This is a genomic window from Pontibacter kalidii, from assembly GCF_026278245.1.
Taxonomy (GTDB): Bacteria; Bacteroidota; Bacteroidia; order Cytophagales; family Hymenobacteraceae; genus Pontibacter; species Pontibacter kalidii.
On sequence record NZ_CP111079.1, the window covers coordinates 4,123,815 to 4,143,768 of the forward strand.

The following is a 19,954-nucleotide window of genomic DNA, read 5'->3' on the forward strand; positions in this document are numbered from 1 at the left end:
TAGTTAACTGTGAGTCCGCAGCAAGTATAAATCTCAGCAAAATTAAGCACAAATCAGCGGCTGTTTGTTAGCAAAACATGCATAATGATTCTGGAATGAACAAATAACCAATTTTAGACATTCATCCATTAGCACATTACCGCATTAAACCTTTAGCACATTAAATTTTGTCCGGCATATACCTCCATATCCCTTTCTGCAAGCAGGCCTGTCACTACTGCGATTTCCACTTCAGCACCTCGATGGGGCATAAGGCGGCTACTATAGCGGCCATTGCCCGTGAGCTGGAGCTGCGCCAGGAGTACCTGCAGGGGCAAACGGTGCACACCATATACTTTGGCGGCGGCACCCCCTCGCTGCTCACACAGGCAGAGCTGGAGCTATTGCTACAAACCATACAAAAGCTGTTTATAGTTTCGGGGGATGTCGAAATTACGCTGGAGGCTAACCCCGATGACCTCTCTCCGGAGAAGCTGCGGGAGCTGAAGGCGGCTGGCATCAACCGCCTGAGCATAGGCCTGCAATCGTTTCATGAGCCGCACCTGCGCCTGATGAACCGCGCCCACAACGCCACCGAAAGCCTGCAATGCGTGCATGACGCCCAGGCAGCGGGTTTTGATAACATCACCGTGGATCTGATCTACGGCATCCCGGCACCGGACCACACCATCTGGCGGGAAGATTTAAAAACACTGTTTTCGCTGCATGTGCAGCACGTCTCCTGCTACGCCCTTACCATAGAACCCGACACGGCACTGGGCCGCTGGAGCAAGAAAGGCAAGTTCAGGCCATCGGAGGATGACTTTACGGCGCAGCAGTTCGAGATCCTGCTGGAGCAGATGGCGCGGCACGGCTTTGTGCAGTACGAGATCTCCAACTTCTGCCAGCCAGGCTTTGAGTCTAAACACAACAGCAACTACTGGCGCGGGGTGCATTACCTGGGCGTGGGCCCGAGCGCCCACTCGTTTAACGGCCACAGCCGGCAGTACAACGTGTCCAACAACCGCAAGTATACGGCCGCCATCGGTGAGGGCACCATCCCTGCCGAAACAGAGGTACTGAGCCGGGCCGACCAGGCAAACGATTACCTGCTCACCACGCTGCGCACCATCTGGGGCTGCGACCTGGCTCTGCTCCGCGACAAGTATAAGTATGATGCGCAGGCATCGCACCAGGTATACTTGCAGGAGCTGCAGCAGAAGGAGCTGGCAAGTATAAATGATGGCGTGCTCTACCTGACCGATAAAGGAAAGCTGCTCGCCGACCAGATCACGCTGGACCTGATGATGGAGTAGCGTCGCTTCTGCCGCCTGGGGAGAATCAATGGCAGGCACTTAATGCTGCTGATTTCGTATCAACATATAGCCACAACCCTTAGTCCGGAAACAGGAACCCACATGCTGCAACCAAGAACGATTTTTCTCTCAGACGAATTTAAGATAGAGGTTGATGATGCGCATGCGTACGTCAGGGCGGAATGGCTGCAGCCCGTAGTGGAGGAGCGGTTTGTGGTCGAGGCCATGAGGGCCCATGAGGCCATCACCTCCAGGAAAGCGGAGAGAGTGCTGGTAAACGCGATGCAGGTGTCCGTCATCGGCCCTAAAACAAAGGACTGGCTCGCTAACATCTACTTTGCTTTGTATTGCCACACACCGCTGAAGAAGATGGCGCGCGTAATGCCCGACAACCTCTTCAAGAAACTGGCTCTGGCCTCCGTCACCACCCGTGCCAGCGCAGCCGGCGAACTGACCTACGAGATCCGCGACTTTTCCTCGGAAGAGGAAGCCGTGCGTTGGCTGCTGGAAAACTAACCGCCCATACTTTCGGCGCCGCGGCGCGTAGCTTTCGGTATTTTCTGCTATACTTGCCAAAAAGCCTGCCACCCCATGGAAGCCACCATCACCTACCTCGACCAAACGTATACGTTTAACCCGCTGCAGCCGCTGGATATCTCAATGCCGCTGCACAACGGGGAGCTGCAGCCGGAGTGCTTCTGGGCCGAGCCGGTTCAGTTTGATGTGATCCGGGTAGGGAGTTTTGTGGGATCGGTGGCAGCAGGCGGCAGCACCAACTACAAACGCGTGCACCTGACGCCCCATGGCAACGGCACCCACACCGAGTGCTACGGCCACATCTCCGCTGATGAGAACGCCACTATCCACAACTGCCTCAAACGCTTCTTATTTGTGGCGCAATTGATAACCGTGCAGCCGCAGAAACTGGAAAACGGCGATGAGGTGGTGCTGCTGGAGGACGTGAAAGCACAGCTGCAAAGTATAAAATCCGAGGCCCTTATACTTCGCACCTTGCCAAACACTGATCTTAAACTTACGCGCCACTATTCCGGCACTAATCCGCCTTACCTGGAGCATACCATCGGGCAGTATTTGGCAGAAAAAGGCGTACAGCACCTGCTCCTGGACCTACCATCCGTAGACCGCGAAATGGACGAAGGCAAGCTGCTGTGCCACCACGCGTTCTGGCAATATCCTAAAAACATCCGCTGCGGCGCCACCATTACCGAGCTGATCTATGTTCCGGACCACATTGCCGATGGTTTATACTTGCTGAACCTGCAGATTGCCAGCCTGCAACTCGACGCCAGCCCGAGTAAGCCTGTACTTTATACTTTGTCGCCAGTTTTTCCGGAGTTGTAGGCTATGGCAAGCAGGAAGCAGACCACCGACACCATTCTGATGATTGAGCCGACCAATTTCTGTTACAATCCGGATGCCGCCGAAACGAATAAATTCCAGAAACAGGCCGAGGGACTAACGCCGGCAGAAGTACAGACCAAGGCGCTGGAGGAGTTCAGGCAGATGGTGCGGCAACTGCAGGAAAACGGTGTGGAGGTAATCGTGGTACGGGATGTGGAGAATTCCTGCACGCCTGATGCCATCTTCCCCAACAACTGGTTCTCGACGCACCAGAACGGCCAGCTGGTGACCTACCCCATGGCTCCCGCAAACCGACGTGGCGAGCGCCGGCAGGATGTGATTGATTTACTCACGCAGAAGTATGGCTACCGCGAGCACGTAAAGCTGGAGTATTTCGAAGACCTGCCCCGGCCAGCATTTCTGGAGGGAACCGGAAGTATGGTCCTCGACAGAGAAAACCGAATCGCTTATGCTGCCTTATCTCCCCGAACAGAAGCCGGGCCGCTGCAAGCGTTTTGCGATACGTTAAAGTATAAACCGGTTACGTTTCGCGCCTACGGACCTACCGGTGAGCTTATCTACCATACCAACGTCATGCTTTGCGTGGGCGATACCTTTGCCGTAGTAGGGATGGATGTGGTAGCTGCCGGGGACAGAGAGCGGCTGCGCCAGCAGTTGGAAGGTACCGGAAAAGAGATCATCGAGCTTACCGCCAGCCAAACCCACCACCATTTTGCCGGCAACATGCTGCAGCTGCGCAACAAGCAGAACCAACGTATACTTGTCATGTCTGAGGCGGCTTATACTTCGCTTTCAGGAAATCAGCTGGCCAGACTCAAAAAGCACAACGACTACCTGCTATACTTCCCGATACACGTAATCGAGCAGTGCGGTGGCGGCAGCGTGCGCTGTATGATCGCGGAAATTTTTAAGCCGGAGCAAGTATAAATGCTACAGTTTAAAATTCGTGCCTTAGCCCCTGATGAGCCCCCACCGATGCAACTGCTTCTGCTTGCCGACCCAAGCGAGGAAATCATATTTTCCTACCTGCATCAGAGCCATACTTTTGTTGCCGAACATGCTACAGAGATAGTGGGCGCCCTGGTATTTCAACTACAAGATAACTCTACTGCTGAGATCATGAATGTTGCCGTTGAAGAAGATTGGCAGGGAAAAGGGATAGGCCGGCAACTTGTAGCATATGCAATAGATTTGGCACGTCAGCAAAGTATAAAGCGGCTCTTTGTTTGCACCGGCAACAGCACACTACCGGCATTAGCGCTTTATAAGCGTTGTGGTTTTACTATTGAAAGTATAGACAAAGGTTATTTCCTGCGAAACTATCCGCAGCCAATCTTTGAGAACGGCCTCCAGTGCACCGACAGGGTAAAATTAAGGCTGGAGTTGTAGCTCCAGCCTAAGGTAGTTAAAGTATAGGTAGTGTGTAATAGGTATTCTCTTTAAAACAGCGCCTCGGCCACCTTCCTGACCGATCCTGATTTGCCCATGGAATAGTAGTGCAGGCAGGGCACGCCGAATTCCATCAGCTCTTTTGATTGCTGAATAGCCCACTCCACACCCACCTGAGCCGCCGCTTTGTTGTCCGGACAGGTCTCGATGGCATCGGCCAGATCACAGGGGATTTCGATGTGAAATAAGCTCGGCAGTAAGCTAAGCTGCGATTTGGTCGTCATCGGCTTCAGGCCCGGGATGATAGGCACATTGATGCCTTCCTCGCGGCAGCGGTTCACGAAGTCGAAGTACTTCTGGTTATCAAAAAACATCTGCGTGACAACGTATTCGGCTCCCAGTTCCACCTTCTTCTTCAGCCAGCGCAGGTCCGATTTTATGTTCGGCGCCTCAAAATGCTTTTCCGGATAGCCCGCCACGCCGATACAGAAACTGGTGCAGCTGTTGCTCACCTGCTCGTCATCGAGGTAGCAGCCATTGTTCATCGCCACCACCTGCTCGATCAGCTCCGTTGCATAATGGTGTCCGCCCGGCTCCGGCACAAAACGCTGCTCGCTCTTCACACAATCGCCACGCAACACCAACACATTATCTATCCCCAGAAAATGAAGATCGATGAGCGCGTTCTCGGTTTCTTCTTTGTTAAAGCCCCCGCAGATCAGATGCGGCACGGTGTCCACTTTGTAGTTGTTCTGAATGGCGGCGCAAATACCTACCGTGCCCGGGCGCTTACGCGTGGTAATTTTCTCCAGCAACCCGTTCTCGCGCTGCTTGTATACATACTCTTCGCGGTGGTAGGTCACATCAATAAACGGCGGCTTAAACTCCATCAACGGGTCGATGTGGCTGAACAAAGTCCGCATGTTCTCGCCTTTCAGCGGAGGAAGTATCTCAAAGGTGAAAAGCGTTTTGCCGTTGGCGTTTTTAAAGTGGTCTGTTACTTTCAAGTTATATTGACGATTAAACTGATAACTATTTTGTTGTTGGTTTTACCGAGTCCACCCCCTCCTTGGCTAAGGCGGGGAGCTTATAAGTAATGCTTCTTTGATCATCCGTTGTTCTAGATTTCCTAATCCGGAACTTGTCCTGCCCGAGGTTATCCGTATCCGCTTCTCCCACCCCTGCGCCCCTCCAAGGAGGGGAATTACTGTACTGCTGTGTAGGTTTATACTTCGAAGCCGCTGTTAATTTTCCTTCCACCAAGATCCTTTCAGGATGACAAAAAGGTAAAGTAATGCTATTAAGATGACAGGAGCGGCAGTAACATCAGGCTCCCTCTCTGCTCTTTCGGATTTGCAATCCGGAAGTATGGTATGATCAGGATTTGTAATCCGATTATACATATTGCCATCTGTTGTGCTGCGGCTAAGAGCAAAGTCGGATTGCAAATCCTCATGTTAGGTGCTTCGGGATTTGTAATCCCGAAGAGCAGCCAGCAGTAAGTACAAGCTCCCCTCCTTCGTTAAGGAGGGGTAGGGGTGGTTCGAAGACTACACCGCCTGCTGTGCTACCGGCTTTGGCTCGTAGTTCAGGTTCGGCGAGAGCCAGCGTTCCAGCTCTTCTTTGGCCATACCTTTGCGCTGCGCAATATCTGCTACCTGGTCTTCGCCAATTTTGCCCAAGCCAAAGTAACGGGATTCCGGATGCGAGAAGTATAAACCGCTCACCGAAGCAGCCGGGTACATAGCCAGGTTCTCGGTCAGTATAACACCTGATGTTCTGTCGGCATCCAGCAGGTTAAAAAGCGTGATCTTTTCAGTATGGTCCGGGCAGCCCGGATAACCTGGTGCAGGACGAATGCCTTTATAGCTTTCCTTGATCAGGTCCTCGTTGGTCAGGCTCTCTTCCGGTGCGTAGCCCCAAAGCTCTCTGCGTACTTTCAGGTGCATCAACTCAGCAAAGGCTTCGGCTAATCTGTCGGCCAGGGCCTTTACCATAATGGACTTATAGTCGTCGTGCTCGGCCTCATACTGCTCCAGCAGTTTCTCGATGCCAAAGCCTGCCGACACCACAAAGCCTCCGATGTAATCCGCTACGCCGGTTTCTTTAGGTGCTATGAAATCCGAAAAAGCCAGGTTCGGCACATTCGCACCTTTCTTACCTTGCTGCCGCAGGGTGTGGAACTCCGTCAGCACATTTCCACGTGAATCGTCAGCGTATACTTCGATGGTATCATCCGCCTCCACGTTGGCCGGATAAAAGCCTACCACCGCGCGCGCTTCCAGCAACTGCTTATCCACGATCTCCTGCAGCATTTGCTGGGCATCGTTAAACAGTTTGGTTGCTTCGGTACCTAACTCCGGATCGTTCAGAATTTTCGGGTACTGGCGCTTAAGCTCCCAGGTATGGAAGAATGGCGTCCAGTCGATGTAGGGCACGATCTCCGAAAGTGGAAAATTGGTGTATGTCTTGTTGCCGATAAAGCTCGGTTTTACTGGCTGCGTTGTGTCCCAGTCAACTTTATACTTGTTGGCGCGGGCTTCTTCTATACTGGCAAAGGCGCGGTCTTTGGTGCGGCCCAAATGGTCTTCTCTCACTTTCTGATACTCCGCCTTAATCTCTGCGATATAGCTATCGCGCTCGCTGCTGAGCAGGCTGCTGACCACGGTTACGCTACGCGAAGCGTCGTGCACGTGCACCACCGGCCCGCTGTACTGCGGCGCAATCTTCACGGCCGTATGCACCCGCGACGTGGTAGCGCCGCCAATCAGGAGCGGAATTTTCATGCCGCGGCGTTCCATTTCCTGCGCCACATACACCATCTCGTCCAGCGAGGGCGTGATCAGGCCGCTCAGGCCAATGATGTCTACTTTATGGGCTTCAGCTTCTGCCAGGATCTTGTCTAGCTGCACCATCACACCCAGATCGATCACCTCGTAGTTGTTACAGGCCAGCACCACGCCCACAATGTTTTTACCGATGTCGTGCACGTCGCCTTTCACGGTCGCCATCAGGATCGTACCTGCGGTTGATTTGGAGGTATCGGACGCCAGCTTTTCCTTTTCCATAAAGGGCAGCAGGTAGGCCACGGACTTTTTCATCACGCGGGCGCTCTTCACCACCTGCGGCAGAAACATCTTACCGGCACCAAACAGGTCCCCCACCACCGACATACCGGCCATCAGCGGCCCTTCGATCACATCCAGCGTTTTTACAGCTTTTTGGCGCGCCTCCTCCGTGTCATCTTCAATGTAATCAACAATACCGCGTACCAGGGCGTGTTTCAGGCGCTCTTCTACCGGAGTTTCGCGCCAGGAAGTATCAGCAGCGGAGGCTGTTTTGCCCTTGCCTTTTATCGTTTCGGCATAGGTCACGAGCTTTTCGGTTGCCTCCGGGTGCCGGTTAAAGATCACATCTTCTATCAGGTCGCGCAGCTCCGTCGGAATTTCGCTGTACACGCCCAGCATGCCGGCGTTCACAATGCCCATGTCCATACCAGCCTGCACGGCATAGTATAAAAACACGGTGTGCATCGCCTCACGTACCAGGTCATTGCCTCTAAAGGAGAAAGACAGGTTGCTCACGCCGCCGCTTACCAGCGCATGTGGGAGGTTGGCCTTGATCCATTTTACTACTTCAATGTAATCGACTGCATAGTTGTTATGCTCTTCGATGCCCGTGGCAATGGCCAGGATGTTCGGGTCGAAAATGATGTCCTGCGGCGGAAAGCCTACTTCGTCTACCAGAATGCGGTAAGAGCGCTCGCAGATTTCTTTCCGGCGCTCCAGCGTATCGGCCTGGCCTTGTTCGTCGAAGGCCATCACCACCACGGCGGCACCGTACTGACGCACCTTGCGGGCCAGTTTCTTAAAGGCTTCTTCACCTTCTTTCAGCGAGATGGAGTTAACGATGGATTTGCCCTGCACACACTTCAGCCCGGCCTCAATCACGCTCCACTTCGAGGAGTCGATCATGATCGGCAGCTTGGCGATGTCGGGTTCGGAGGCGATCAGGTTGAGGAAATTGGTCATGGCCTGCTCCGAGTCGAGCATGCCCTCGTCCATATTTACGTCAATGATCTGCGCACCGCCCTCTACCTGCTGCCGGGCTACGGCCAAAGCTTCTTCAAACTGCCCGTTTACGATCAGGCGGGCAAACATCTTGGAGCCGGTCACGTTGGTGCGCTCGCCGACATTCACAAAAAGGCTTTCAGGAGTGATGGTAAGGGGCTCGAGGCCGCTGTAGCGAGGGAGAGGAGCGACCGGCGTGGGAACGTGCGGTTTATACTTCTGCACTAAGTCTGCAATGACCTTGGTGTGCACGGGCGTCGTGCCGCAACAACCACCAAGTATGTTCACCAGCCCCTCTTTCAGGTATTCCTCTACAATGGCCCCCATTTGCTCGGCTGTTTCGTCGTAGCCGCCAAAGGCGTTCGGCAAACCGGCGTTCGGGTAAGCACTGATGTAACAGTCTGAAATGCGGGAGAGCTCCTGGATGTGGGTCTTCAGCTGACGGGCTCCCAGGGCACAGTTAAAGCCTACGCTCAGGATGGGCGCGTGCGAGATCGAGTGCCAGAAAGCCTCTACGGTTTGCCCGGACAATGTACGACCACTGGCGTCGGTAATGGTGCCGGATATCATGATCGGCAGTTCTTTGCCGCCATCGTTTACGAACTGCTGGATGGCAAAAAGAGCCGCCTTACAGTTCAACGTATCAAACACGGTTTCTACCAGCAGCAGATCAGAGCCACCATCCACCAAACCACGCACCTGCTCATAGTATGCTTCTACTAACTGATCGAAGGTAATGGCGCGGTAGCCAGGGTTGTTCACATCCGGCGAGAGTGAAGCAGTGCGGTTGGTTGGCCCAATGGCGCCCGCCACGAAACGTTTATGCGCAGGATCTTTCGCCTCCACCTCATCTGCTGCCTCACGTGCAACCTTTGCCGACGCATAGTTGAGCTCGTACACCAGGTGCTCCAGGTGGTAATCGGCCATGGCAATGCTGGTAGAGCTGAAGGTGTTGGTCTCGATGATGTCGGCACCGGCCTGCAGGTATTCGGTATGGATGGCTCGGATGATGTCCGGCCGCGTGATGGAAAGCAGGTCGTTGTTGCCCTTCAGATCGGAGGGATGGGCTTTAAAGCGTTCGCCGCGGAAGTCGGCTTCCGTGAGCTGGTAACGCTGGATCATGGTGCCCATCGCGCCGTCAAGCACAAGCACGCGTTCCCGCAGCAAAGTATAAATCGGATGTGTTTTGGTCATGGCCGGTGTCTTTCTTCTCGTTCGTCATTTACACAACTTATCAAGAAGGACACCTGAAGAGAGACAGGATCAATCTTATCTTCCCTGGCTACTGATGCACCAGGAGGGAGTTAGCACCAAGCTTTATACATGGTTGCTAAGACGTCATCGGGCCCTATCCCTCAGTCTTTCTTGATAAGAATAACAAAGTAAAGGTATATCCGTGGAAAAAGGAAATTAGTTGCCCTTAAATTGTAGCGAAGGGCCCGAAGCAAGCAGGAGAGGGTATAAAAACAGAAAAGGACACTTTCGTGTCCTTTTCCTTCAGGATCTTTTTCGTTTAATCGCAAATCCAATCCCTGCTTATATGTACGCCCGCCATGGTGGTTGGTTACGTATTCCTGAAATACTTCCTAAAAAAAGAGGGACACCTGCCGGGCATCCCTCTTTTTGCTATCAGCTTAGCTTAAATTAAGCTTCTGCTTCTACCTTAGGTACTACAGAAACGTAAGAACGGTTTTTCACGCTCTTTCTGAACTCTACCACGCCGTCAACCAAGGCGAACAAAGTATGGTCTCTGCCAATACCCACGTTTTTGCCTGGGTGGTGCGAAGTACCTCTTTGTCTTACGATGATGTTACCTGCGATAATGTCCTGGCCTCCGTAAATCTTAACACCCAGTCGTTTAGAATGCGATTCGCGGCCGTTATTAGAACTACCAGCTCCTTTTTTGTGTGCCATTTTCTTTTACTATTTAGTTGGGTTAGCCAAGCCAGCCCAAAAGGTTCTACGATTAATTTCCTCTTACTGCTTAACCAATGCTTTCGATAAGAACTTTGGTATAGTTCTGACGATGACCTCTCGACTTCTTATACCCTTTTCTTCTCTTCTTCTTAAAGATAAGCACTTTGTCAGCTCTTACCTCACCCAGGATCTTACCAGTTACTTTGATACCATCCACGAAAGGAGCGCCAACAGTAATAGTACCGTTGTCATCAGTTAGAAGAACATTGGCGAACTCAACGGCGTCACCTTCATTGCCGGAAAGCTTGTTAGCGTAGATGAACTTACCGCTCTCTACTTTGGTCTGTTGACCTGCGATTTCTACAATTGCGTACATCAGCTTCAATGTATGTTTAAAAAGATTTAGTCCGCAAAAGTACGGCTTCGTTTCGATATTTGCAACGGCTTGTATAACAAATTGTTCGCCGCCTATACTTTACCTATACACATATGTGGAAAAGTATGTGCATATCCACATAGGCGTTTTTAATTTTTGTCGATAAATCGCATAAGCGGTTTTGCAACAGCAAGTTAACAAATCACTTTCCTCTGCCGTTTTTCCACAAAGGCCAGCACCTACACTTTAGCTCCATTGGCTATACTTCATTTAGATGTATAAACTGGCGCACTTGATGCACATTTCCTACACCTTGTCTACACAGCTGCAGCCTCCAAAAAGCACCCACATTGAATTAAGCCACTAGCAAACAGACTTATTACAATATTTAGCACATTATATATATGTAAATCAAGATGTGGATAACCATGTTAGTTGCAGCTAAAATCGGCCCAGATTCAACTGTAGGGGCATGTGCATAAATTGAACAACTTTCGCCCCGGAAATCGAGTTCATTTCTATATATTTGAAGTCAGGATATTGGTGGATGGCATTCAGACATCTACCCGAACCAAAACTTAAACGGGGTGTTTTCTAAGCTAATCAGCTTACCCCTTCAACCAATAAAACGCTTATTTTAAAAGATTATGGAGCCAATACTGCAAGAAAACCCAAACCGCTTTGTACTGTTCCCGATACAGCATGATGAGGTATGGCAGATGTATAAAAAGGCAGAAGCCAGTTTCTGGACAGCCGAGGAAATTGATCTGGGCCAGGACCTGAAGGACTGGGAGAACCTGAACGATGGCGAGCGCCACTTCATCAGCCATGTGCTGGCCTTCTTCGCTGCTTCAGACGGCATCGTGAACGAGAACTTGGCTGTGAACTTCATGAACGAGGTGCAGATCCCGGAGGCGCGCTGCTTCTATGGCTTTCAGATCATGATGGAGAACATTCACGCCGAAACTTATTCGCTCCTTATAGATACCTATGTAAAGAAGCAGTCGGAGAAAGACTTCCTGTTCAACGCCCTGGAGACCGTGCCTGCCGTGAAAAAGAAAGGCGAGTGGGCGCTACGCTGGATTGAAAGCGAGAACTTTACCGAGCGTCTGATCGCTTTCGCGGCTGTGGAGGGCATTTTCTTCTCAGGTTCCTTCTGCTCTATCTTCTGGATGAAGAAGCGCGGCCTGATGCCAGGCCTTACCTTCTCCAACGAGCTCATCTCCAGAGACGAAGGCCTGCACTGCGATTTCGCCTGCCTGCTGTACCGTATGCTGGTGAACAAACTGCCGGAGGAGCGCGTGCACGAGATTATAAAAGATGCGGTAACCATAGAGCAGGAGTTCGTGACCGACGCGCTGCCTGTGGACCTGATCGGCATGAACGCCAAGCTGATGAGCCAGTACATTGAGTTTGTGGCCGACCGCCTGCTGGGCGAGCTGGGCTATAAGAAGATTTACGGCTCTACTAACCCGTTTGACTTTATGGAGATGATCTCGCTGCAGGGTAAGACAAACTTCTTCGAGAAGCGCGTGGGCGAGTACCAGAAGGCCGGTGTGCTGGGCGATAAGGATAAAAAGATGTTCAGCCTGGACGAAGACTTTTAAGATTAGATTTTCCTTTGTAAGTTCAAGGGCCAGGAGGGAAGCACATCCCTTCCCCCTCCTGGACTTACTCTTATTACCAAGGTACCGGACGGCAGTAGCAGCAACAGAGGCGACCGCAAGCCGCTCCGGGACAACAGCCGGCATCATCGCCGCCCGCAGGGCATCTCACCCCTGCGCTACAGCAAAAGCATTTGGCTTTAAGCATAATCACTTGTACTGCAACGGCTTATACTTATATCTGCGTATGGGCTGATTGTATAGCTATATTAAAGTATACCCGACTGCCGGAATGGCAGCGGCTTATTACATACACCTGTTTATTTCATTAACCACCCGGGCCCTTGACACCCGCTAATTGTATACGCTATGTTAGTAGTTAAACGAGACGGCCGACGCGAGTCCGTCAAATTCGACAAGATTACCGCACGCATCGAGAAGTTGTGCTATGGTTTGCACATGGACTATGTGTCGCCGATTGAGGTGGCCAAAAAGGTGATTGACGGTATTTACGATGGCGTGACCACCGTGGAACTGGACAACCTGGCTGCCGAGACAGCTGCCTCGCTTACCACCAAACACCCGGATTACGCCGTGCTGGCGGCACGGGTGGCCATCTCTAACCTGCACAAGGTTACGAGCAAGTCGTTCTCCAACACCATGAAGCGCCTCTATACTTACGAGGATCCGAAAACAGGGGAGAACGCTTCGCTGATCGCCAAGGATGTGTACGAGATCGTGCGCAAGCATGCCGCCCTGCTCGACTCCACCATCATCTACGACCGCGACTACAACTACGACTACTTCGGTTATAAGACACTGGAGCGCTCTTACCTGCTTCGCCTGGACGGCAAGATCGTGGAGCGCCCGCAGCATATGTTGATGCGTGTGGCCGTGGGTATCCACAAGGAGGACATCGAATCTGCCATTGAGACTTATAACCTCATGTCCGAGAAGTGGTTTACGCACGCCACCCCAACATTATTCAACGCCGGCACACCAAAGCCGCAGCTGTCTTCGTGCTTCCTGCTGACCATGAAGGACGACAGCATTCCGGGTATCTACGACACACTGAAGCAGTGTGCGCAGATCTCCCAGAGCGCCGGCGGCATCGGCCTGAGCATCCATAACGTGCGCGCTACGGGCTCTTACATCAAAGGCACCAACGGCACCTCTAACGGTATCATCCCGATGCTGAAGGTGTTTAACGACACGGCCCGCTACGTAGATCAGGGCGGAGGCAAGCGCAAAGGCGCCTTCGCCATTTACCTGGAGCCATGGCATGCCGATATTTTCGATTTCCTGGAGCTGAAGAAGAACCACGGCAAGGAAGAGAACCGCGCCCGCGACCTGTTCTACGCCCTCTGGACGCCGGATCTGTTCATGCGGCGCGTGGAGGAGAACGGCGACTGGAGCCTGTTCTGCCCGAACGAGGCTCCCGGCCTGGGCGAGTGCTGGGGCAAGGACTTTGAGCGCCTCTACGAGAAGTATGAGCGCGAAGGCCGCGCCCGCAAAACCGTAAAAGCGCAGGACCTGTGGTTCCATATCCTGGAGTCGCAGATAGAGACGGGCACCCCGTACATGCTGTATAAGGACCATGCGAACCGCAAATCGAACCAGCAGAACCTGGGCACTATTAAGAGCTCGAACCTGTGCACCGAGATCATGGAGTACACGGATGAGAATGAGATAGCAGTTTGCAACCTGGCCTCTCTGGCGCTGCCGCGCTTTGTGAAGGAGGACGACAACGGCAACAAGACCTTTGATCATCAGAAGCTGTTTGATGTAACCTACCATGCCACCGTTAACCTGAACAAGGTTATCGACATAAACTATTACCCAGTGCCAGAGGCACAGAACTCGAACCTGCGCCACCGCCCTATTGGATTAGGCGTACAGGGCTTGGCCGATACCTTTATTCACCTGCGCATGCCATTCGAGAGCGACGAGGCCAAAGGGTTGAACAAAGACATTTTCGAGACGATCTACTTCGCTGCCATGACGGCCTCTAAGGACCTGGCCAAGAAGCAGGGAGCATACGAGACGTTTAAAGGTTCTCCACTATCCGAAGGCAAGTTCCAGTTCGACCTGTGGGGCGTAACGCCAGAGAGCGGCCGCTGGGATTGGGAAAGCCTGCGCCAGGACGTGGTGAAGCACGGTGTGCGTAACTCGCTGCTGGTAGCACCTATGCCTACTGCCTCTACTGCGCAGATTTTGGGTAACAACGAGTCGTTCGAGCCTTATACTTCCAACATTTACCTGCGCCGCGTGCTTTCCGGCGAGTTTATGGTGGTGAACAAGCACCTGCTCAAGGACCTGATCGCGCTGGGTATCTGGAACGACAAGATGAAGAACGATATTATCGCGGCCAATGGCTCTGTGCAGGATATTCCGAACATCCCGCAGCACATCAAGGACCTGTACAAAACAGTATGGGAGATTAGCCAGCGTGCTGTGATTGACATGAGTGCCGACCGTGGCGCGTTTATTTGCCAGAGCCAGTCGTTGAACCTGCACGTGCAGAACGTGAACTTCGGCAAACTGACCTCGATGCACTTCCACGCCTGGAAGCGCGGCTTGAAGACCGGTATGTATTACCTGCGCACCAAGTCTGCTGTAGACGCTATTAAGTTTACCGTAGAGAAGCAAGCCGCCGAAACCCTTTCGCCGGTTTACAGCAACCAGGACCAGAACCGCAGCGACATGAGCTGCTCGCTGGATAACCCAGACGCTTGCGAAGCTTGCGGATCGTAAATAACTAGAGAAGGAGGGCCGATGGTCCTCCTTCTTCTTTTTCCTACCAATTCTTCACCCCATGCTCCGCCTTCGTTGTTGTTGGAGTTTTCACCAACAACAACGAAGGCGGAAATAATTTATCATACCTCATAGCCAAAGCTACAAAGGAATACAGGCTACTACTATTGATTGATTCCCCTTTGTTTTTGGTGAAAACACCAAAAACAAAGGGGAATTATTCTTCTTCTGAGTCAACAAAAATCACCCAAACCTCTCGTAAATCCGTTATATAAATTTTAGATTATATCTAAAGATAGATTGATATTACATGTTCCCCATGATGGAAAAGGCTTATATAATTTTGGCCCACAAGAACCCTTCACAACTTTACCGTTTGTTAAGTAGGCTAGATGATAATGCATCCACATTTTTTGTACATATCGATAAACAAGTCTCTTTACATGATTTTTCTAGCTTATCAGATTTTGGCAATAAGATTAATTATGTCAAAAGAGTAAAGTCAAGTTGGGCTAGCTTCGAACTGGTTGAAGCAACATTAAACGCCTTGAATGCCATTAAAGCGTCAAAGCAACAATTCGACACTATCGTTTTACTAAGCGGGCAAGACTATCCAATAAAGAGTAATGAGATTATAAATGACTATTTTCACACTTCTAAGTATAGTGTCTTCATAGAATATTTCCCTATCCCTAACTATAAGAGGTGGCAAAACAGGGGAGGCGCATTTCGCCTTGACAAGTACTTCTTTGGGTTTAAATTTCATCAAAGGTTCACTGCTAAAGCACTTAATTTTTTAGCTAACTTTTTTCCATTTCTAACGAGAAGGCTGCCTAATAACTTAGTTCCGTATGGTGGGTCCCAATGGTGGACGATTGATATATATGCATTGGAATATATTCTAGATTATGTCGAAAAGAACCCGGCATACGTATCTTTTCATAAAGCTACCTTTGCACCGGACGAGATCTTTTTCCAGACTATACTTTTGAATACTAAAGATGAGAAGCTTTTAAGAAGCATTATAAATAATAACAAGAGATATATGATTTTTAAAGATCGAACACAACACCCAGAAATACTTACTAATGAAAATTATAAAGACCTCGTAATCTCAAATGCTTTATATGCCAGAAAGTTTGATTATTCTATTGACACCGAGATATTAGACCTAATAGATAACGCTTGTCTATCCAAAGTAAACGAGCAAGGTAAGCTTGAAAGAAACTACTAAAATGAGCATAAGGATCAAGCTTATTGATTACTTTGGCAAAACTCTGGAGAGGCTGCTACACTAGTTTTCGAGAAACATTCAACAATAGACGATATATACATTGACTTTGAAAAAGTTGAGTTTATTTCTCGCTCATTTGCATATCAATTTGTAAAAGAGCAGAAGAAAGCAAGTGAGAATGGTATCATGGTAAAGATTGAAAATGCTGTAGAAGATATTGTGAAGCTGCTAAAAGTTGTAAGGCGAACACAACGGCCAAGGGAAAGGGATAGGGATAGACTAAGCTTACCTGTTGTTACTTACAATGACAAGCATAAGCTTTTTAAGTAACTTCAAACATTATAAATAAAAAAGGAGCAAGCAAACTTGCTCCTTTTTTATTTATAATGTTACTGAGTGAGATCCAGACCTCGCGGCGTCTTTACGACCCGCGAGCGTCTAACCCCTCTAGCGCCCTCAGCTACAAAGCCAAGCAACAGCCTTTCCACCAGACACCCGCGGGCCCTCCGGACACCACGAGGTATTTCTGAGCCGCCAGGTCTTTTTGATCCAACGTTGCTGCTGGTTCGTAGAAGTATAGATGCAAAAGATGATACAACTGGAGCCGGGGAAGTTATACCATCTTTATACCCGCGGCAATAACAAGAAACACTCTTCCGGCACCACGACAATTACCACTACTTTCTGCAGCTCTATCGGAAGTATGTAGCACCTTACGTTGATACCTTTGCTTACTGCCTGCTGCCCAACCATGTGCATTTCCTGGTGCAAATAAAAGACGAAGATGCCCTGAAGCCGCAATGGGTAACAGAGAATGAGACGAAGCTCATAAGTATAAACTGGCAGCCCGGGCACCTGCTCAACGCCTACGCCAAGGCCATCAACCTGAAGTATGACCGCACTGGCCGCCTGCTCCAGCACCGCTTCGGGAGAAAAGAGGTGACCTCAGAGGTATACTTTACCAGGCTAATTTTTTAAATTTTAACCCGCAGTACCACGGCCTTATACCTGATTTCAGCGATTGGCCTTATTCCTCCTACCACAGCCTCTTATCGAAAGGCAACACGGCTTTGCAGGGGAGGATGTACTAGGGTGGTTTGGGGGCTGGGGCAAGTATAAATGGTTTCATCAGGAAAACGCCGCCGACTTCACCAGCATTGCCCCGCATATAGAGGAAGAGGAACTGTAGCCACTACAAAGCCCCTGCAGTGTCTGGGGCCACGGAGGAGCAACAGTTGTTGGCTCTGGCTACTCCAGCATCACCTCCACGGTGTTATAATATAGCGTGGTGGTGCCTTCAAAGCCGGAGTCTGTACCGATGATGAGCCAAAGGCTGCCGTTGCTGTCGGTGGTTACCTCTACCGGTTGCTGCTCGTTGTCGCGCTGGATAAGCTGATAAGTAAAATCCTCGCCAGGTATACCCACATTACCTAGTACCACCATATCCTCGCCGCCCTGGGCCTGGTTGCCCTTGTCAATGTTGAGCCGGATGTAGTCTCCTTCTACCACCGCCATTGGTTCTATGGTTGATCCTCCCGCCTTCAGGTAAACACTCGCCCCGGGGCTGCCGCCTATTCCTACTGACTCCTCCGGGTACTGAGAGGCCAGTTCTATCCGGAAGGTAACGCTATAAGTCTGGTTTGGCTCCAACCCGGTTACTTGCTTCTTCATGAACATGAACAGGTCGTCGCTGAAGTTCCTTCCGGAAATGCGCATCGCCATACCGTCCTTGTTAACCGAAGCAGGCAAGTCGGTGCGGGCAAACCTGAACTCCAGCCGGCTTGTGTCCCAATCGGCTGGGTAATCAGCCACGCCGCCTTCCCAGCCCTCAGCGCTTTCCTCAAAAGTATAGCTGAAGGAGTCTACTGGTGTGGCTGTTCCGCCATCATCGTTGCAGCCAAAGCTAAGCACCGCCAAGGCAAAGCAGAAGAAGGATTTAATACTTGTTTTCATGGTTGTACATGTAATTGGTTACAGGCCCTTGCCTCTTTTCTTAGAATGGGAGGCATACCTAGGGCTTTACTTCATTTTCCAGTGGCTTCTGCTGCTCAAAATCCGTGATGCTCTGAAGGGTAACACGGGCAATGGCCTGCATCGCGTCTGTCGTGAAAAAGGCCTGATGCCCTGTAATGAGTACGTTGTTAAAGGAGAGCAGCCGCATGAACACGTCATCTTTGATCACTTTGTCAGAAAGATCCTCAAAAAAAAGATCCGCTTCCTCCTCATACACATCCAGCCCGAGGTGGGCAATTTTCTCGCTCTTCAACCCCCTGATAACGGCCCGTGTATCGATAGTAGCGCCCCGGCTGGTGTTGATGATCATTACGCCATCCTTCATCTTGCCAATCGACGCCTCGTTGATCATGTGGTACGTCTGCGGGGTAAGCGGACAGTGCAGCGAGATGATATCCGACTCTCTGTAGAGCGTATCGAGGTCGGTGAACGCTATACCTGCCTCCTCTTCCTCACCGCGCTTCACCACATCGTAGCCCAGCACACGGCACCCAAAGCCCTTCAGGATCTGAGCCGTTACCAGGCCGATTTTTCCTAGGCCTATGATGCCCGTGGTCCTGCCATGCAGGTCAAAGCCCATTAGTCCGTTTAAGGCGAAATTGCCCTCTTTAACACGGTTATAGGCCCGGTGGGTCTTACGGTTAAGGGTAAGTATAGCGCTACGGTGTGCTCGGCCACCGAATAAGGCGAATAGGCCGGTACACGCACAATGTTTATCCCCAGTTCCTCTGCCGCACCCAGGTCCACATTATTGAAGCCTGCACAACGGAGCGCGACAAGCTTTATGCCTTGTTCTGCCAGAACCTGTAGTGCCTCTTTATTGACTATGTCATTTACGAAGATGCAAATTGCCCCGTACCCGTTTGCCAACACGGCTGTACCCTCGTTTAGGTGGGTCTCCAGGAATTTGAGGTGATGCTTATACTCCTCATTCGCTTTGGAGAAAAACTGCTGATCGTATGCCTTGGAGCTGAAGAATACTACTTCCATAATGGGTTTTTGCTACAGTAATTACTTAGCAGAGCTTTTATATACTGTTACGTTTCTTCTTTTAAATAAGGCAAGGCGCAGATAACCTGAAGCAGAGCAGAAGATCTTGAGAACACGGGAAGTGACGGCAAGCGGAAAGAATCCTGCGTGAGTTTCCCCCTTGGCGCATACTGTTCCTTCCTATGATTCCATCAACAGTGCATGACCGATTGGACAGTGATAAATCTGCAGGAGGCCTGTATCGCTGCCCAAAAGAGCAACTAAGACCTGGTGGCGCCCGGCTTTCCCGTGAGCCGAGGGTTCCGAACGTTTCAGGCGCATGGCGGGAGGGCTGTTTTTGCTGCTGAAAGTATAGGCTGGGCGTGGGTGCGGCATCCTGCGGGGGCCGGTTATCAGGCTGTGGTGCAGGTATGCTTGCACTCCCCCGGCTCCAGCGAGCTTACAGCCAGCATTTATACTTGTACGGGCATAATAGGGTGTTGCTTAGGAGCTTTCCTCGCAGAAAGTATACATCGCTACTCCGTTAACTCCAGCAGCCAGGCCAGGGCCTCCTCTTCGCTGTCGAAGTCGCGGATGACCAGTTTCTGATCCAGTTTGCTCTTTTTCTCGAGCATTATTTCCATTGCTTGCCGGTTCTCCTCATACTCGGAGGGAAGATTAGCCATGCGCAGCAGTGGCCCTGTTACAATCTGCGGCACGAACACCTCCAGGCTCCATTGCAGGTCGGCGGGCTCAATGGTCTGCATCTTGCGGTTATCCCCGAGCCAGCCCAGCAGTTCGTGCCTGTCAGTCAGGTCGAGACACAGCAGCACCAACTCCCTGTACTCTGCCCCGCTTAAATGACCGTTCCAGACAGCCTTCCCCAGCCGCCGTTCCTTATCAAAATAAATACTCACAAAGTTATTCTTGAAGTATAGGTCGAACATAAA

The 19,954-nt window shown here is 51.0% G+C and carries 19 protein-coding genes and 1 riboswitch; of the genes, 11 read left to right on the forward strand and 8 right to left on the reverse strand.

The features are described from left to right. The first annotated feature begins 167 nt into the window (after window positions 1-167). The 5 genes from hemW (at window position 168) to OH144_RS17275 (ending at window position 4,067) form a co-directional block, all read left to right on the forward strand. Window positions 168-1,295, forward strand: a complete 1,128-nt coding sequence (gene hemW, locus OH144_RS17255; protein WP_266203519.1) for a radical SAM family heme chaperone HemW — start codon at window positions 168-170, stop codon at window positions 1,293-1,295. Window positions 1,296-1,397: 102 nt separating this feature from the next. Continuing rightward, a complete protein-coding gene (locus OH144_RS17260; protein WP_266203520.1) occupies window positions 1,398-1,811 on the forward strand; it encodes a hypothetical protein in 414 nt (137 codons plus the stop codon). A 75-nt stretch (window positions 1,812-1,886) separates the two neighbouring features. After that, complete coding sequence (locus OH144_RS17265; protein ID WP_266203521.1) at window positions 1,887-2,657, forward strand: cyclase family protein; 771 nt, start codon at window positions 1,887-1,889, stop codon at window positions 2,655-2,657. A 3-nt stretch (window positions 2,658-2,660) separates the two neighbouring features. Next, on the forward strand, window positions 2,661-3,605 hold the full coding sequence (ctlX, locus tag OH144_RS17270) for a citrulline utilization hydrolase CtlX (protein WP_266203522.1): 945 nt from the start codon (window positions 2,661-2,663) through the stop codon (window positions 3,603-3,605). Beyond that, window positions 3,606-4,067 (forward strand): GNAT family N-acetyltransferase, encoded by a 462-nt coding sequence (locus OH144_RS17275; protein ID WP_266203523.1) that lies wholly within the window; start codon window positions 3,606-3,608, stop codon window positions 4,065-4,067. Window positions 4,068-4,117: 50 nt separating this feature from the next. Here the strand turns inward: OH144_RS17275 and metF are convergent, their stop codons facing one another. The 4 genes from metF to rplU all read right to left on the reverse strand — a co-directional run bounded on the left by metF (window position 4,118) and on the right by rplU (window position 10,430). Beyond that, window positions 4,118-5,074, reverse strand: coding sequence for a methylenetetrahydrofolate reductase [NAD(P)H] (gene metF / locus OH144_RS17280; protein ID WP_266203524.1), 957 nt, complete (start codon window positions 5,072-5,074; stop codon window positions 4,118-4,120). A gap of 543 nt (window positions 5,075-5,617) precedes the next feature. Next, complete coding sequence (gene metH, locus OH144_RS17285) at window positions 5,618-9,331, reverse strand: methionine synthase (RefSeq protein WP_266203525.1); 3,714 nt, start codon at window positions 9,329-9,331, stop codon at window positions 5,618-5,620. A gap of 72 nt (window positions 9,332-9,403) precedes the next feature. Beyond that, a riboswitch (SAM riboswitch) is annotated at window positions 9,404-9,512 on the reverse strand. 269 nt (window positions 9,513-9,781) lie between these two features. Continuing rightward, complete coding sequence (gene rpmA, locus OH144_RS17290) at window positions 9,782-10,051, reverse strand: 50S ribosomal protein L27 (protein WP_266203526.1); 270 nt, start codon at window positions 10,049-10,051, stop codon at window positions 9,782-9,784. Window positions 10,052-10,121: 70 nt separating this feature from the next. Beyond that, window positions 10,122-10,430, reverse strand: a complete 309-nt coding sequence (gene rplU / locus OH144_RS17295) for a 50S ribosomal protein L21 (RefSeq protein ID WP_266203527.1) — start codon at window positions 10,428-10,430, stop codon at window positions 10,122-10,124. A 647-nt stretch (window positions 10,431-11,077) separates the two neighbouring features. On the opposite strand from rplU, the gene OH144_RS17300 reads away from it, so the two are divergent. The 6 genes from OH144_RS17300 to OH144_RS17325 all read left to right on the forward strand — a co-directional run bounded on the left by OH144_RS17300 (window position 11,078) and on the right by OH144_RS17325 (window position 17,211). Continuing rightward, window positions 11,078-12,037, forward strand: a complete 960-nt coding sequence (locus OH144_RS17300) for a ribonucleoside-diphosphate reductase small subunit (protein ID WP_266203528.1) — start codon at window positions 11,078-11,080, stop codon at window positions 12,035-12,037. 366 nt (window positions 12,038-12,403) lie between these two features. Beyond that, complete coding sequence (locus OH144_RS17305) at window positions 12,404-14,788, forward strand: ribonucleoside-diphosphate reductase subunit alpha (protein WP_266203529.1); 2,385 nt, start codon at window positions 12,404-12,406, stop codon at window positions 14,786-14,788. 319 nt (window positions 14,789-15,107) lie between these two features. Continuing rightward, the gene (locus tag OH144_RS17310; protein WP_266203530.1) at window positions 15,108-16,022 is read left to right on the forward strand and encodes a beta-1,6-N-acetylglucosaminyltransferase; all 915 of its coding nucleotides are present in this window, start codon (window positions 15,108-15,110) and stop codon (window positions 16,020-16,022) included. A 580-nt stretch (window positions 16,023-16,602) separates the two neighbouring features. Continuing rightward, on the forward strand, window positions 16,603-16,731 hold the full coding sequence (locus OH144_RS17315) for a hypothetical protein (protein ID WP_266203531.1): 129 nt from the start codon (window positions 16,603-16,605) through the stop codon (window positions 16,729-16,731). Between the two features lie 56 nt (window positions 16,732-16,787). After that, window positions 16,788-17,000: a hypothetical protein gene (locus OH144_RS17320; RefSeq protein WP_266203532.1), complete on the forward strand. Its 213-nt coding sequence runs from the start codon at window positions 16,788-16,790 to the stop codon at window positions 16,998-17,000. Window positions 17,001-17,043: 43 nt separating this feature from the next. Then, window positions 17,044-17,211, forward strand: coding sequence for a hypothetical protein (locus OH144_RS17325; RefSeq protein WP_266203533.1), 168 nt, complete (start codon window positions 17,044-17,046; stop codon window positions 17,209-17,211). 59 nt (window positions 17,212-17,270) lie between these two features. On the opposite strand, the gene OH144_RS17330 is transcribed toward OH144_RS17325, so the two are convergent. The 4 genes from OH144_RS17330 to OH144_RS17340 form a co-directional block, all read right to left on the reverse strand. Then, the gene (locus OH144_RS17330) at window positions 17,271-17,975 is read right to left on the reverse strand and encodes a hypothetical protein (protein ID WP_266203534.1); all 705 of its coding nucleotides are present in this window, start codon (window positions 17,973-17,975) and stop codon (window positions 17,271-17,273) included. Between the two features lie 58 nt (window positions 17,976-18,033). Continuing rightward, window positions 18,034-18,690, reverse strand: coding sequence for an NAD(P)-dependent oxidoreductase (locus tag OH144_RS17335; protein WP_323134798.1), 657 nt, complete (start codon window positions 18,688-18,690; stop codon window positions 18,034-18,036). Next, window positions 18,624-19,025 carry a Rossmann-fold NAD(P)-binding domain-containing protein gene (locus tag OH144_RS21545; RefSeq protein WP_323134742.1) on the reverse strand — a complete coding sequence of 134 codons (402 nt, stop codon included), beginning with the start codon at window positions 19,023-19,025 and terminating at the stop codon, window positions 18,624-18,626. The genes OH144_RS17335 and OH144_RS21545 overlap by 67 nt, the downstream gene beginning before the upstream one ends. Window positions 19,026-19,540: 515 nt before the next feature. Beyond that, window positions 19,541-19,921 carry a hypothetical protein gene (locus tag OH144_RS17340; RefSeq protein ID WP_266203535.1) on the reverse strand — a complete coding sequence of 127 codons (381 nt, stop codon included), beginning with the start codon at window positions 19,919-19,921 and terminating at the stop codon, window positions 19,541-19,543. Window positions 19,922-19,954: the final 33 nt, after the last annotated feature.